The sequence below is a fragment of the Tenacibaculum larymnensis genome (assembly GCF_028829235.1).
GTDB classification, from domain to species: domain Bacteria; phylum Bacteroidota; class Bacteroidia; order Flavobacteriales; family Flavobacteriaceae; genus Polaribacter; species Polaribacter larymnensis.
Genome location: NZ_JAIWJY010000011.1, coordinates 69,342 through 86,236 on the forward strand (window position 1 = coordinate 69,342; position 16,895 = coordinate 86,236).

Genomic DNA, 16,895 nt, shown 5'->3' on the forward strand with positions numbered 1-16,895 from the left:
TTAATAGTTTATTTCAATTTTGTTAAGTGGAGATTTTGCTCCTGACTCAAAAATTGCTTGAATTAAAAATGTATATTTTGTGTTTATTAATAAATCTTTATCTTTAAACTTATTAGTATCTGCTTTAAAAACTTTATACATCGTTGGCTTTTTACCTTCTTCTGCTTTGTATAAAACAAACTCTTTAGTATTTGCTTCTTTGTAATTCCAATTCAGCTCAATATATCTCTCTTCTCTATTTACATATCCTGTAAATTTTTCTATACTTGACTTAGGTGAATTATCTAAAACTGTTATTTTTAAAGGTGTAATAGGTTCTGATTCAAGTCCAGATTCATCTATAGTCAAAGCTGTATACAGATATGTTTTTCCAACAACTCCAGTTTCATCTATAAATTTATTTTCTAATAGCGGTAAACTCTTTAACATCAACCATGGCTCTTTTACACCCTTTTCTTTTCTATAAATTACGGTAGATTGAGCATCATTACTAGTACTTGATATCCATTCTATTTCAACTCTACCTTTATCTGATTTAAAAGAAGTGAAAACGGGTGCAGTTGGAGGTACTATATCCGGTCTATTTAATTCTAAAACTTCAGAAAATTCTGATGGATTATATCTTTTGTCAAAAGCTTGAAGTTTGTAATAAATCTTTTTATTTAATGTTTTAATGTTTATTGTATCTATAAACGTATTGTTTGGTATAGGTTCAAATGTTACTTGAGTAAATTCATCTGTTTTTAAATTAGCTTTGAATACTCTATACCCTAAAAAATCTATTTCTTCATTTTGTTTCCATTGTAACCTTACTACTCCAAGGGAATCTATAGTTCCTTTTAACATAATTGGAACAGCAGGAGGTGTACTATCATCAGGTTGTACCATTTTTGGAAAAGATTCTCGGGTACCTCCATCATTACCTACAGCTACAATTTTATAATAATTTATGGCTTGTAAGTTTTCTAACTTAACAGTTCTTTTGTTCTTTGATATGTTTTCTTTTACAGTAAGGAACTTACCTTTTGGGGTATTAGCTCTTGCTAACTTAAAATTACTGAGCGTACTAACTCCTTCCGAAGGAAACTCCCAACTTAAAATTCCTCCTTCATTATTCAATTTTACATCTGTAATAAATGGTGTGTGTGTTAATGGTTTTATTCCTTTACCTGAAACAATTTTTGAATAAGGTCCTTCAATACCAAAAGGAGATATTCCTTTAATCCTATAGGAGTATGTTTTATTGTTTTGAGAAAGACTATCTATATACATCATTCTATTTGATGGATTCTTTTCTTTTTCTCCTAAAGTTGCTACTGGTGTACCTAGTAGTTTTTTAAAAGTTTTTCCTTCATCCTCCGATTTCTCAATAATGTAATTAGTATAGTACTTTTTTAAGATTGTTTTATTCCAACTTAGAATAACTGTTTTATCTTTAAAAACCCCAACAAATTCTTGTGGCTCAGGCAGTGGTTTTTTATCTAGCAGTCCTAAATATACTCCTCCTGCTTTGATCAGATCTTTCTTCTCTTCTGGCAAAGCTACTCGTATGGTATATAAATAGCGTTCTGTAGGTTTTACCGTATCATCAGTAAATGCCAACCCTGAAAATTTTGCTACTTTAAAATCCTGATCTGCCGCATAAAGGGCAAAAGTGAACCTCTGTTCTAGTACTTGTGCCTTATTTATAATACTCAGCAATCCATCTCCTCCATCATTCATCTCTACATCAAACTCTTCTCCATATAATGCTTGCGCTGCTAATGCAGCATAATCATTTTCTTCTGAAAACTCTTTCCATTCCATCATTGGATAAGGTTTCAAAGGAATGTGAGTTAATTGTTTTATTACGGGTTCCTCCAGTATTTCTTTATCTACCGCTATTGTTTTTCTTTCAATTATATATCCATACTTATTAGCATATTTCCAAGCTGTTGGAGTCGTTACTCCCCAACGTAGTAATATTTTATTTTCGGATACTGTTGCAATTGCTTTTACCTCTGCTTTAATATTACCTATCTCTTTTTGGGCATAGATTTTTACTGTAATACCCAACATCAGAAGCATAAAGATGATAGGTGTACTCTTCTTCTTAATCATTTAATGGGTTTAAATATTTTAATGAATTTATTCTGCTCTTTTTTACCTGACCCGGTAAAACGTATTGTAACGTTGCCTTGTATCTTCCTTGACGCATATAAGGAAAAGCTTCCGTTATTAATTTTATATACTGAGGATTTCCATTCCAATTAATATTTGAACTAACTAATTGGTATCTCAAATCTTCGTAATCTTCTAAATAGTAATACGTTAGATTATACCTGTACGGATTATATAAATTTATTTCTCCCGAATAATTATTCTCTAAATAAGTTACATACCAAGTCATCGGTTCCACTCCTTCTACTGGTGGTACTCCTACCTTATTAATTTCTCTACTTACTGAAATATTTCCTTCATAGGGGTAGTTGTTATAAATTAACGGATAAATCTGATTTCTATAGTAACTATCATCTAAAGTTGCTCTTGATACTACTAAAGGCTGATACCTAGTATATTCATTTCCTCTCAACTCTGCCAAATCAAATGCTTCTTGGTAATCAATGCTTGACAATAATGTTAATCCATAGGGATAAACAATGTGTTGATATAAATCTTTACTTTTATTCATATCTCGCATTTTATCTCTGAAGGTTTCGTACTTACTTGTTCTAAAATCATACACCAACAATTCTTTCTCCCCTTCTTTACTTACATTTCCTTCTGCTTTCCTTGATTTTACTTCAACTGTATTTTCAGAGCTTCCCCCAATATTTTTAGAAGCATATGTTTCTGATACATTATCATCCAAATCATCTGCTTCTGATGTTAGTTTCAAGCTTACATCATATTGCGTTTGTGTCTGCATTTGATTTGCTGGTAGCGTATAAACTAACTGCTTTTTAGCTGAGTTATATGTAAACTCTTTATAGAAACTTTCTCCAGATTCACTGGTCATTATCATTTCTTTTTTCCAATCTGGAGCGGCATCAAACAAGTATGTTTGACCTCTTTTTAATTTTACATATGCTGTATTATACTCATCAATAAAGAAGTTTTTTTGCCCTAGTACAGGGTACATATAATCTATATTAGTTAATGGTATTGTTTCTGGTGCTTCTCCTGTTGTGAAGTTTACCTCTTTAACTTCTGTAGCTATTTGTCCTCCTGACTTCATTTTTTGCCATCTTCCTTCTTTATATTCTTCAAAATGTAATTGAACCCTAGCTTTTAATTGAGCATGTGGTGGCAAAATTTCATGTGAATAAAATACTGCCACATCATTTCGATCATTCCATTTTATCTCCCCTACAATATTTTGCCCATCTTTTGTTACAGAAAAATCATCCAATAAAATTTTATACTTTCTATCTCCCGTATCGTCAGGAATTTCAAAAATTTTATTAATCTGTAAATTGAATACTGCCTGTGGAGCAGCAAATACATCTACATCTGTACTTCCTTCTTTTGGTTTTAAATCACTAATTACAACAATACCATCTATCGGGCTTCCTCCTACTATTTCACACTTATCTCCTAACTCTATTTTAAACCTAAACCTTCCTTTAATTAAGCCTCCTAATAAGTTATATTTTCCAGCCAAATAACCTCTAAACCATGCTGGATTTGGTAGCCTTGCTTGTAACAATACCGCACCTCCACCTGCTATGATAGGTAGCTTCTTTTTAATTCCAAAGAGTTTGAATTTCACGCCTAAAACTCCCTGCAAATATGCATACGCTTGTCCATTGGCATACCAACCATTCATTCCTATAACTTCTGAAGACCCTTTACAATAAGCTTCTCCATAGTCTTTTAACATGATATCAAACCCTATTCCTGCATCAAATCGAGCATAGAAGATTAAAAACTTTAAATCTCCTGTTGAAACACTCATGCTAGAACCAAAAGCTAATCCTTTTCCAGATTCTAACATATTAGCATCTCTCATATAGTTGAGCTCAGCAACATCAACTCCTAAAATATCAGCAACAATTGGAGGTGGAGGCGGACTTCCTGGTAAGTTTTCTCCTGTCATGAAATAACTATCCATTTTAATCTTTAGAATTCCTAAATCAATTTTTACTCCTACTCTGTCTTCTGGAGTTCCAACAAGCATGTGCCATTCATCTGGTGCTACATAAAAATCTAACCAACCTGCTCTTCCTGAAGGACCAATTCCTTTTAAAACTCCAAAATTTATATATACTTCGGATGTGGAATGGAAAATATCATTGACAAAGTCAAATCCAATAAAAACATTTGCTGAAATTGCTGCTGTAGGACTTTGTGCAGGAATTCCTTGGCTTCCTACTGCTGCAATACTAGACAAATTACTATTTACAGTATCAAAAAAATCACCTGGTAAAGAAGCTATTAGTTCTCCAAAACCTTTCATATATACTTCTTGTAATCCTCCTGACTTTCTAAAAGCCATACCAAACTCTACTGTAGCATGAAAAAGTTCTTCTGAGTTTTGAGTAATGATTCCTACCGACGCCTTCATTCCAAATGAGTTTTGCTCATACGGTTCGTAAATTACTCCTGAAGTTGAAGCTCCAATTTCTGTGAAAGCAGCATCTTGTGCATTTGAATTCCCTGCCATACGCATTTTATTGTAGAAACCTCCTCCAAAAGCGTTTAATGCAAAACCAGGGAAAATTGGAATTCCTTGTGGCAATGTTACTTTAGCATCTGCATACCAATATCTAAACGAATCTGTTCTTCCAAAAAGAGCTTTTGCTTCTACTTCTAGCTTTATTCCTGTAGAAAACTTAGCTCCAACCGCACCTGCAAATCCAGTTCCGTAGGTTGGGTCATCTTCAAAAATGAAAATTGCCCCCTTTAACTGCATACCAGCAACATCCATTTTTATATACAGGTGCTCTAATCGTACACCGTCAAACTCCCATTTGTTTCCGGATTCATCCATTTTAGCTTTGAAAGCTAGTTTTGAAGCTCCTCCGTTTCCTCCATCTGATTCTGATGTTAAATTCACTGCAAAATCAAAAACTAATTCTGCTTTATTATCCGCAGGGGTTCTTAAACCTATTTCATTAATTACTATAGGAAAGTTTGCTAGTTGTAACTTCCCTTTAACTCCGAAATAATCAACAGAGAATTTAGGTGACTCTGTTTGTAACACCATTTTTTGGAATGTTATTCCTTTAAAGTTTATGATACTTTTTGATGTATCATTACTCTCCTTTTCATCCTTTTTTAATCCAGAAGCAAGGCTCATAGATCCGTTTAAATTTGCTTTAGGTCTAAACTTCCCTTCTTTAACCTTCATTTCTACATATGAATCTTTGGTTAAATGAACATTTGCCTTCCAAACATTAAACTTGATATCTTTTTCTGTTTTAACTGCCAATTTATATTCTCCTGGTTGAAAAATAGCATTGTATTGTAGACTGTCTAGCTGAGATACAGGGAGCACTAGCTTTCCATCAAACTCTCCTGCTTTTAAATGATTTGTTTCTATATCTAACAAAAAGTAATCTAATGAAAAGTCCCAACCTGAAGCGCTTCCTTCGTTCAATCCAATTACATTTTCTCCTGTAAACTTACCAGTTACTCCTTGCCCATCTATAATTAAATCTGTAGCACCAAAGGCAACTCTTTTATCTTCATTTTTCTTTTTAAATTCAGGTGGTAAAACTACTTGAAGTGATTTCACATATACTCCTCTCCACAAATTCGGCTCCGTACTATAAAACTTATCTAAGTATGCCTTTGGAGTTTCTTCATCATTTCTTAAATCGCTAAAATCAAACACAGCTGTATTTAATTTGAACGTAGTTCCTTCTATACCTTTAATTCCAAACTCTGGTAGTGATATATTCACAACCATATCATTCCAATCTGAAATCGAAGTTTTAAAATCTGCTTCTACATAACCTATCTTCTTTTTTCCATTTTCATCAACAGGATGTAATAAGCCATTGGCAAATTTCACATTTGCATCCAGTCCCATTTCTTTAAACCCAGAGCAATCAATAATTGCATAGGTTCCTGGTTCTTCCATACTTCCATTTAAGGTAAGTAGTAATGTTCCGCTATTGAAATTAACTGTAAATTTCGATATTAAATGTAGTCTCGCATCTCCTATAATTCCTCCTTCATGAGATAACTTTACATCGGAAGCTCCTAAAATTAACACCTGTTCTCCCCTATCAGGATTTGTATTAGGTAGCTCTACTTTTAAAAAAACTGTTAGTTCTGAGTACGATGGTTTAAATACAGCTTTTGCTATTCCTACTGTATATTTTACATTACTAATGCTAACAGGTTTAATTGCTACAGGAAGCTGACTTAACCCGTCTTTTGTTAAAACATCTATATAATTTTCTGACTCTTCAATACTTTTAAATGTATTGGTAGCCATATCTAACCATTTTTTGTTGACTAGTGAATCTGCTGTATTAAACTGAAAACCTTGCTGGGTAAATCGTTGTTGTATTTCTGGTTCTAAAGCTTCTTCTAATTCATCAAATTTATCGAGTGAAGAAAAGTTACGAAGTGTTTTAGTTTCTAGATTTAATGTTGGTTTATCTGCTTCTTTTACAGTTAAACTGTCACGCTCTGTAAAATTTGGTGTAGCGAACAACGAAACACTTATAAATAATAGTATTAAAAAACTTAGGGGTAATTTTTTATTCATTTAGTTTGGTTGGTTTATTGTTTTTCTAATTCATATTAAATCTCTTAATATAAAAAGCTTATGCAGTTTTTTTATTTACAATCTGTTTTTAAATATGCTATTTTTTCTATCTTAAAAGGAAAACCAGATATTTTTTTACGTTCTTCCCATATTATTGAAACGTTAGCTATGAATTCATTATATGAAATTTCTAGCTTATATATTCCGTGATCATATGGGTGCTTACCTAGTACCTCTGTTAAAGTATTAATATCTGGGTTTAATGACACTTCTTTATCTGAAAGAAACTCTATTGAATATTTTCCTGATTTATAATTACAAAATGTTGTAACACTGTAAGCGGATTTTATACTATTCTTTGCTTCTTTATTTGTTAATTCAATATCCTTCCCCCTCTTCTTACAAATTATCCAACCTGAGGACTTTCCATACATCTTATATTCTTCTCCCATATAATCTCCATAATATCCTGACCTAATATTCATAATTATTCTATTTTTTGAAACCTATCTTTAACAAACTTACCTCTTAAAACCTCTGTTCCATCACTAAAAACCTCCCATAACTCTGCTCCTTCATCAAAATCTAAGCGAGTTTGAAGGTGCCATTCAGGAGCCCCTAGTCTTCCACTCTTACCAGCTGTAAAACCATGAGCTGTAAAAGGGTAATCGTACTTTGCATAGTCTACACCTGAAGGTATAATAACACTTTTAGTATTTTTAGACGTAAATCTAATTACTCCACAACTACCATCTTCTATAAAAAAAGGAGTACCATTATAATCCATTCTTAAACCATGATATATATCATCATAACTTTCTAAATGTTTAGTATCTGAAGCTCTTGCTACATAACCACCTACATTATTATATGGTTTATTTTCTCTTAAGTATTTTATAATATCATCTTTAGGAATGATTTTTTGCATTACCGTTGTAGAAATAGGTTTTGGAATACTAGATCTAATACTTTGCATTATTGCTTTTTCACTACTAGTTAATGCTCCTGATGTTTTTTGCATCATATAATGAAAATCATCTAATGTTAAACCATGGCTACTTACTAATGAAGAAATATTATCAGAGAAACCATTAATAGTATTTATATAAGATTTGTTAAACTTAGAGTTATTACCATTAATACCAAGGCTTCTAAACCCTATCTCTTCTCCTTTTTGTAAAATATCATTTTCTGGAGCATCACCTTTTTGAACAACTTTAGCTCCATCTTCTTCGGGTATGACTTTCTTTTTTTGTAAAACACCATCAACATATCTTGCTACTTCATCTCCTCTACCGTATTGATCAATTACTTTTGCATATTCTTCCTTTAAGTTTACAGTAACATCACCTTTTTGTACCCCACTAAAAGAAACTGGAAGGTTTATATCGAAAAGTTTATCTGCTTCTTCTAATCCATTTATTAGCTTTTGTTTACTCTCTGCTCCTGTAAATAATTTCTTTAATCCTTGATACGAAGTTTCTCCTCTATATGTGAATCGAGAACTTACTTTAGCTAAAACCTCAAGATTACTCTCTATGATTCTTATTTTCGGGAAACCTTCTAATACTTTCCATGCTTCTATTAAATCCTCTCTTTGGAAATTCGTAGCTTTTTTAAAGAGATCCTCTAACAGTTTATTTTCTGCTAGGTCATTTTTCAACTTACTTGGAAGATTTTCTAACCAATTTGTTGGAGCATTGATAGCAAAATGTTCATCTAATACTTTTTTTATCTCATCAGCGTCATCTAAATCTCCTCTGGCTGACTCATATAATTCTTTAGTCTTAATCCTACTAGCGGTGATTTTAGCATCAATAATACCTCCTCCCATAAGTCCTAGCTGGAGATATGTACTGTATTCTAGAAAAGTATTACAGAACTCTTTATTTTTTTGGCAATATTCTAAATCCCCATACTTAACCATCATTGAAAGGAAACTATTTGTTATATCAACCGTTCCTATTGTAACTCTTCCTACTTTATGTAAAGTAGACAAGTGTCTGAGTTTTGTAAAATTACCTATAGCTGTTAATGTTAAAGCAACATCAAACGCTAATCCTGCCTGATCTAAACTCTTCGATAAATTATCTTTTTTTATAGTGCCTCCAAAGAAAATTGCAGGTATTACTTTTGTTACTTTAGAGTTACTATTTCCTTCAAAAGTTATTTGAATTGGTTGGTAATATTCAAACTTTAAGTCTGCAATAGTTTTACTTCCTTTCTTTTGTTTAATAGTAAAACCATCTGATAAAAAAACAGGATTTTCATAAGATACTTTTGGAAACCATGAGTTACCATCGTAGTGTATCCAATACGGAGTTAAACTTGAACCTTCATTAGTTATTCTTTCAATATATTTAAACTTATCCGTATCTGCATATTTGCTTCCAGCCCATAGTTTATATATTGCACCAATAAATCTTGTGAAATTATCTTCATTTCCAACCCATAAATTACCTGCTGTGTCGTCACTTAATTGCATGAATAACTTTTGAAATACTCCAATATCTTCTAATAAATATTCCAGAAAATTATTAGAATACGCCCATACAGATGTACCTTTTTTCGGAGCTGTCTCAATAAGATCTAAAAATAAATCTTCATAATATTCGGTAACCCATTTCTTTTCTCTATTAAGGTACTTTATTGTTCTTGCTATGATTTCGTACCTCTCTTTAGCAGTAAAGTATTGTACACCACAATTAGCTATACTTTTTATTTTTTCGAAATCTTCCTCAGTAAACTCTTGTTTATTTTCATTTAATATTTCTGCTAAAATTTGTCTTGATTCTCTCTCTATTTCTGACTTATCTTCTGGAAATAAGTACTCTTTTAGTTTTTTTAATGTTTCTGGAGAGGCTCCTGAATCATATCTTGGTGTATAAATTTCTACATTTTTATACAGTAGACTAAAACGATCTCCTGGATTATGGTTGTCTATTACAGCCTTTGTTAAACGTACTGGTTCATATACTGACTGTCCTTCAAAAGTTCCTTCTCCTATTATTATACCAACAAGACTACCTTTCCACCTAAAAGAATACTTTCCTTTCTTGCCAAATATGTTGGTGTTAAACTTCATATATCCATCTTCGGAATTGATATATGCGCACCTTATTAATTGGAAAACCTTGTCTGTAAACTCTTCATCATTATACTCTCCATCTTCATCTCCTTGGAACCAATACAATTGCACACCTGGAGCATGCATTTTTTTCCAATCTAAATGATTTAGAACAGTACCACTACCATAATCCATTAAGAAGTTAGTAGCACCTTGCCCAAATTGGTACTCATCCCAAGTATGTTCTAATCCAAAAATTCCGTGTCCTAATTCGTGTGCTAAAGTTCTAGATTGTTTTGTTACTGTGGTTGCATTTTGAGTAAACACAAAACCGAACTGCCTTTTCAATGGCATAAAACCAGAAACATTGGCGTTAGTTATAGATATATTCGTAACAAAAACATAATATGTTTTATCTGTATAATACTCTTGTTGCTTAACATAGTTATTAAACATCAGCTGTTCATCCGTGTAATGTGATAGTATAGAACTATCTCCTACCTTTAATCTTTTGTTTCCATCTTTATCCCAACCATACACCTCATCTGGCAAAATACTTTGTCCTGTTTGAATATTTAATCGAACTCCTGCTTTGCTATATATTTCTGCTGTTTTTTCTTTTAATGCATCATTAATTACAACACCATCTCCAACTGGTATTAAGGTTACATTTATAGCTTCTAATTCTTTAGATGCTAAGTGTGTTGTTATTAAACTACCCGCTATATCATATTTTTCATTATCCTCTTTAGACTTTACAACCGCAAAAATTTCCTCATCTGCATAATCAAACTTTCTTTTTAGTTTTAATGTTACTTCTGTACTATTATTATTCCAGTTAGCTTCTACTTTTGCTCCGTCTTTTGTTTTAAAAATGATATCTTCTTTTGAAATACTAGCATCGTTGATAGCAACCTTAGCTGTAATAAAATCTTCTCCTTCTATATCTGATACTGCTTTATATGGTACTTTATATTTTGTACCATTTGCCTCTAAGATTTTGTATTCTTTTTCAAAAGTTGTAGAAGTGTTTTCTGGTAATGCATCGAAGTAATAATCTCCAGATTCTTGAAAAACAACTGTAACTCCTGTTGCTGTTATTGAATTAACATTACCTTCATTATCTATACCATTTGTCGTATTCTCAGCAACAGCACCTCCTTCTGCTCCTTCTTCTTTTGTAATAGTTCCATCTTCTCCTACCGACCATACATCTCCATTAGCACTTTTTATACTTATATCATCATCACCTGGTATAATCGCTTCTTCTCCATTTGTTCCTGTAACGACGATTGCCCCGTTTGCATCTATTTTTACTTCATCTATTACAAAATCAACTTCTACTAAATCATCCTTAATTCCATCATCTCCATTAATTCCATCAGAAATATCCACATCTACATCCACATCAGCTGATGCCCCCTTTCCAAATTCTGGATCGTATAATGTTACTATTTCTCCCTCTGCTAATTGATTAGCTGTATTTATTAAAATGTTTGAAAAAGTCACACCAAACCTAGCAAACTTTAAGTATGGAATAGCCACATAACCTTTTCCTGAAATCCTTCCGTTTGATTGGCTTTGAATTTCTGTTATAATTACTTTAAAATCTCCAGCAGTAATTTCATCACCTATAGTTAATCCTGCATGTGGATTTCTATTAGAAATGGCTATTTCATCGGGAACTATACCACAATTATAATTAGCATCTTCATTTTGTATCAAGTCTGTAGTTACATATTGTAATTCTGAATAATCACTAAACTGATAACTACATTTTCCTTTTATTTTATATTCATAAGTAGTTCCTGGTTTTAAGTTCCATATAGTTGCCCAACTACTGTTAGTTCTTTTAGTAAACCAATTGGCATTTGCCTTTCCATTTTCTCTATATGCTATAATATATTCTGAATAAACTGTTGGATCTTGTCCCCAAAAAACATTAATTTTTGAAGTTCCTTTAGCTTCTGCTGATATCCCTTGTGGTACTTGGCACGGTGCTGTTCTTGAAAACCAAAAAACCTCACTGTATCCTTGGTTTTTGAACAATCCTATTTCTTCTAAGCCTTGTAACGCTTTAGCTCTTACTCTCCAAGCATATTTTCTCCCAGGTAATAATAAAGGCTTGTCTGGCCCATAAATTAAGGTTGTTCTTCTAGTTGTTTCCTCATAAATAGGGATTTGTGATAAAAATGCTGTTTGAGGGTTTACTGAATTATCCCAAACTTCAACAATACTAAATTCATACTCTACATTGCTAACATTGATGTGACGAGGTGTCCATTGAAAAATAATGTTTTCAAAATCTGTGGGTTCAATATTACTTCCTGTTAATGGAATGTTTAGTATTGGTGGTTCATTTTTAAATATAAATACAGTAGCACATTTTTTTGCTGATAATTTTGCTCCTGATATGTAATCATATACCTCAAAACAAAAATTATAACTTCCTTCTGGTATTGTTTGTCCATAAACAGAAGAACTTATTCCTTGTATATTTTCAAGCCTATAATATGGTGCTAACTCTGTATTTCTTAATGTTAAAGGTATTCCTCCTTCTAAAAACAAGTCTTGTGCTCCAACTACAAAATCCTTACTTGAAAAACGTATGTTACCTCCTTCAAAATACGTTTTTAGTCTTATTTGACGACTTGGTATGGTTAAATCGTTTAAAAAAATTTGTACTGTTAAAGGGCTATTTAAACTAGCATCATCTGCATAGTTATAAAAATTAACTGGTGCCGGTGCTTTTACTCTTGGAATAATACTGACTGGAAACTGCTGAGCAAAAATGCTATTAAAAAAAACTAATAAAAATGTAGCAAAGAGTAGCTTTCTTTTCATACAATAGGGTAAAGGGGTTAGTCCATATATTTTAATTCATATTGACTTTCATCAATATGTTTTTCTGATTCTTTCGCTAAAAACTCTATTACGAGTCCTTGCAAATATAATTTTATTTTCTTTCTTTTCTCATTCATTTTAAACATCTTATAAACTTTAGATGCATTGACCTCTCTAAATTTTTCAAACACATCTGAGTCTTCTTCAACCTTCTTTATAGTTTCATATTCTTCTATCTTTGAAACAATCCACCTATGTACAAGTAATTTTTTAAGAGACCTCTTATACACTTTATTCATTCTACTAAATTCAGTTTGTAATGCTCTAGAGTACTTTATTCTTTCTTCTGGTGTCTTACTCCATAAAGTATGTTTTCTTATTTCTTTTTTATTTTTCAAGTAATCTTGTTCTGTTGGATAATCTAAATACACAGCACTTTTATAAACACCTATTAAAGCTTGATATATTAGCTCATTATAATCTTTTAAATATTCTTTAGACTTATATATATCATCAAGTAATTGAATTGCTTTTATTTTATATACTCTTTTACTTTTTTCCTTTGCTATTAGTACTCTCTCATCTTGCAATTTCTGATTTATCTGTTTTGGTATGCTCTTAAAATTTTCTGAATCTAATAGTTTTTTTATTTTAGAACTTATTTCAGGAATTGTTCCTTCATATAAAGAGTCTTTGTAAATAAATCTAATAGGCTTTTTAACCTTCTTTACTTTTTTCTCTTTTTTTGTCTTTGGTTTTCTTTTAAACTTGATATTTTTAGAATTAAAAATTCCAAAATTATATGTGTATCCAAATGTTACGGTAAAACTATTATTCGAAATATTGGTTGAGTTTCTTAATTGAAAAAGTCCGTTTAAATTAAAATTGTGTCTTTTTTGATGTACATACCTAGCTCCCGTTCTTAAATTAGTTACCTGACTTTCTCTGTTTCCGTTATTAATACTTTCATTGTAACTTAATGAACCGTTTAATTTCAGTCTCTTTTCAAGAAAACCTTTAGTTGCAGATATTGTAGGACCAAAAATTAAATTTTCATCTGTTATTCCTAGTTCACTATAACTAGCATTAACAGCTCCTGAAATTGTTAAATCTGAATCTGGATATCCAATGGTATATGCTCCTGTAAAATTATAAAACGAAGATGCGTCTTCTTCTCTAACTTCATCGCCTATTTTGTTTACAGCATCTTGAAAAGACAAACTAAGGTTTAAATTTTGTCTAGTACTTGGAGTTTCTTCTAAAATATAATTTACATTCACATTTGCATTTTGTGAAATCTGACTTATATTATCTTGATCCAACTCTTCCTCTATTTGAGATACACCATTAATAAAATCGAATTGGTTTTTAATATTAGTATAAGATTGAAAATTAGAATAGCCTGCACTAACATTTAACTTTTCACTTGCATTGTACCCTAAGTTAATAGAACTAACCAATCTACTTAACTGAGTAGCTTTTGTATTATCAATATCATCGTTTTGTAAACCTGCATTTAAGTTTATAGATAGTTTATCTTTGAAAATAGTTTGAGATGCATTAACGGTTAAGTTCTCTAAATCATTGTTGAAAAAATAACCTCCTAAAGTTCTATAATTAGGGTCAATTAATTCATATCCTAATCCTATTGCTCCTCTTCCTACCTTGTAAACAAAGTTTAAATTATATGCTTTATAATATTGGGTTGTTGGATTACTTGATAATAAAAATGAAGCAAAATGGTCACTTTTCCCTTCAACTCTTGTATCTTCTGTTAATGCTGATAAAGCTACTTCTCCCTTAAGTTTTAAATCTTTAAAAAAATCTAATTCTGTATTAAAGCTTACTACTGTATTGTCTTTAGGTAGTATTTCTCTTTCAATTGGAATTGGATTTCTTAAAGACTCTATATCATCTTTTGCTCTAAAAAATATAACTCCTGCTGTTAACTTATCAAACTTATAAGAAGCTTTAATACCATAACCTATTCGCTTGTAATTTGCCTCTCCATTTAAATTTTCTTCGTTAAACTCTCTCTCTTTTAACAATCTACCATACATTAAACTTATTTTTAATTTATCTTTAGGAGACAAATCAAAACCAACCCCTGTAAATTGATGTCCATTTAATGTATAAGGCGAAAAGCTCATATTTACATCTCCAATATGTGCGGTAACCCACTTATAACTCGGATGAAGACTCAACCTATTAAAAGTGAACGGCGTATTTGTTTGAAATTTACTATTTGAATATGAAAAAGAAACTGGAATATTATAAATATCACTGATATTTACGTTTACATTTCCAGACAAAAAATAGGTAAAAGGCTCTCTATTAGAATTTCCGTCATAATACACTGTATTTACTCCAACACCTCCCGTTAACTTAAACAACGGAGACTTCCCTATCTTATCTAAATTTTGACTAAAGATAAAAAGGGGACATAACAAAAAAAGTAGTAGTGTATTTTTCTTACTATTCAAAAAACAATTTTAATTTGATAGCAAAAAAAAGATTTTTTAATTCAAAAAACAATTTTACTTCTTACTTTTTAAAATATAATTAAAAAAGCTGTTAATATTTAAATTAACAGCTTTTGTCTTTACCTTAATTAAGGTAATAATAACTTTATATTTTATCGTCTACTATAGTTAGGTGCTTCTTTAGTTATAGCAACATCGTGTGGGTGACTTTCGTTAATTCCACTTGCAGTAATACGGATAAATTTTCCTGTATTTTTTAGTGTTTCAATATCTTTTGCTCCACAGTATCCCATTCCTGCACGTAATCCACCTACAAACTGGTGAATACTTTCTTGTAATTCTCCTTTGTAAGCAACACGACCTACAATTCCTTCTGGAACTAACTTTTTAATATCGTCTTCTACATCTTGGAAATAACGATCTTTTGAACCTTGTTTCATTGCTTCAACAGACCCCATTCCACGGTACGATTTGAATTTTCTTCCTTCGTAAATAATAGTTTCTCCTGGTGATTCTTTAGTTCCTGCTAATAAAGATCCTAACATCACACAATCTGCTCCTGCAGCAACCGCTTTTGGAATATCTCCTGTATAACGAATACCTCCATCAGCAATTACAGGAACTCCACTTCCTTTAATTGCAGCGGCTACTTCTAATACTGCTGAAAATTGTGGAAATCCTACACCAGCAACTACACGTGTTGTACAAATAGACCCTGGTCCTATTCCTACTTTTACCGCATCAGCTCCTGCTTCTACTAAATATTTAGCTGCTTCAGGAGTTGCTATGTTTCCTACAACTACATCTAATTCAGGAAACTTTGCTTTTACTTCTTTTAATACAGAAACTACTCCTTTGGTATGTCCGTGAGCCGTATCAATAATCACAGCATCTACTCCTGCATTAACCAATGCTTCTGCTCTATCAACCGCATCGTGTGTTACTCCTAATGCCGCAGCTACACGTAAACGTCCAAAAGTATCTTTGTTTGCTGTTGGTTTCTGTGTAAGTTTTGTTATATCTCTAAAGGTAATTAACCCCACAAGCTTATCATCGTCATTAACAACTGGCAACTTTTCAATCTTATTTTCTTGTAAAATAACTTCAGCATCTTTTAAAGAAGTTCCTTCTGCAACTGTTACTAAGTTTTCAGAGGTCATAACTTCAACTATAGGGCGCTCGTTATTTTTTTCGAAACGTAAGTCACGATTAGTTACAATTCCTACTAATTTCCCTGCTTCATCAACAATTGGAATACCTCCAATTTTATGCTCACGCATTGCTTGTTTTGCATCTAAAACAATTGCACTTAATGATAAGGTAATCGGGTCGATTATCATTCCGCTTTCTGCACGCTTTACCTTACGAACTTCTTGAGCTTGTTGCTCAATTGTCATGTTTTTATGTAACACTCCTATTCCTCCTTCTCTTGCAATAGCAATTGCCATAGCAGACTCAGTTACCGTATCCATTGCTGCAGATACAATAGGAACATTGATTGTTATATTTCTTGTAAATTTTGTTTGAATTGAAACTTCTCTTGGAAGTACTTCTGAATAAGCTGGAACTAATAAAACGTCATCATACGTTAATCCTTCGCCTAGTATTTTAGATTGATGAGCTTGCATATGCAATCAATTTAGTGTGTTGTTAATTAATTGCATGCAAATATACTACAAATAATGCAAAAACAACCTTTAAATTTAAGTTAAGAAAATCATTTTTTAAATGTTTATTTTTTTAGTAGCATTTTATTTAAACCTTTTTTCTATTACGTTAATAATCAAGTTTTATACGT

At 31.8% G+C, this 16,895-nt stretch carries 6 protein-coding genes; all 6 read right to left on the reverse strand.

What is annotated here, in order from left to right; translation table 11 throughout:
- The 6 genes from LCI24_RS14500 to guaB all read right to left on the reverse strand — a co-directional run bounded on the left by LCI24_RS14500 (nucleotide 1) and on the right by guaB (nucleotide 16,725).
- Nucleotides 1-2,100, reverse strand: coding sequence for a fibronectin type III domain-containing protein (locus tag LCI24_RS14500; protein WP_274641020.1), 2,100 nt, complete (start codon nucleotides 2,098-2,100; stop codon nucleotides 1-3).
- The gene (locus tag LCI24_RS14505) at nucleotides 2,093-6,703 is read right to left on the reverse strand and encodes a hypothetical protein (RefSeq protein WP_274641021.1); all 4,611 of its coding nucleotides are present in this window, start codon (nucleotides 6,701-6,703) and stop codon (nucleotides 2,093-2,095) included. The genes LCI24_RS14500 and LCI24_RS14505 overlap by 8 nt, the downstream gene beginning before the upstream one ends.
- A 71-nt stretch (nucleotides 6,704-6,774) precedes the next feature.
- Nucleotides 6,775-7,188, reverse strand: a complete 414-nt coding sequence (locus LCI24_RS14510; protein WP_274641022.1) for a hypothetical protein — start codon at nucleotides 7,186-7,188, stop codon at nucleotides 6,775-6,777.
- A 2-nt stretch (nucleotides 7,189-7,190) separates the two neighbouring features.
- On the reverse strand, nucleotides 7,191-12,614 hold the full coding sequence (locus tag LCI24_RS14515; protein ID WP_274641023.1) for a fibronectin type III domain-containing protein: 5,424 nt from the start codon (nucleotides 12,612-12,614) through the stop codon (nucleotides 7,191-7,193).
- Nucleotides 12,615-12,631: 17 nt separating this feature from the next.
- Nucleotides 12,632-15,007 carry a TonB-dependent receptor gene (locus tag LCI24_RS14520; RefSeq protein ID WP_274641024.1) on the reverse strand — a complete coding sequence of 792 codons (2,376 nt, stop codon included), beginning with the start codon at nucleotides 15,005-15,007 and terminating at the stop codon, nucleotides 12,632-12,634.
- A 242-nt stretch (nucleotides 15,008-15,249) separates the two neighbouring features.
- A complete protein-coding gene (guaB, locus tag LCI24_RS14525) occupies nucleotides 15,250-16,725 on the reverse strand; it encodes an IMP dehydrogenase (RefSeq protein WP_274641025.1) in 1,476 nt (491 codons plus the stop codon).
- Nucleotides 16,726-16,895 lie beyond the last annotated feature (170 nt).

Bases quoted from the DNA above. Each gene is read 5' to 3' on its own strand.
- guaB (WP_274641025.1), bottom strand. From the start codon at position 16,725: ATGCAAGCTCATCAATCTAAAATACTAGGCGAAGGATTAACGTATGAT.
- LCI24_RS14500 (WP_274641020.1), bottom strand. From the start codon at position 2,100: ATGATTAAGAAGAAGAGTACACCTATCATCTTTATGCTTCTGATGTTG.
- LCI24_RS14515 (WP_274641023.1), bottom strand. From the start codon at position 12,614: ATGAAAAGAAAGCTACTCTTTGCTACATTTTTATTAGTTTTTTTTAAT.
- LCI24_RS14510 (WP_274641022.1), bottom strand. From the start codon at position 7,188: ATGAATATTAGGTCAGGATATTATGGAGATTATATGGGAGAAGAATAT.
- LCI24_RS14505 (WP_274641021.1), bottom strand. From the start codon at position 6,703: ATGAATAAAAAATTACCCCTAAGTTTTTTAATACTATTATTTATAAGT.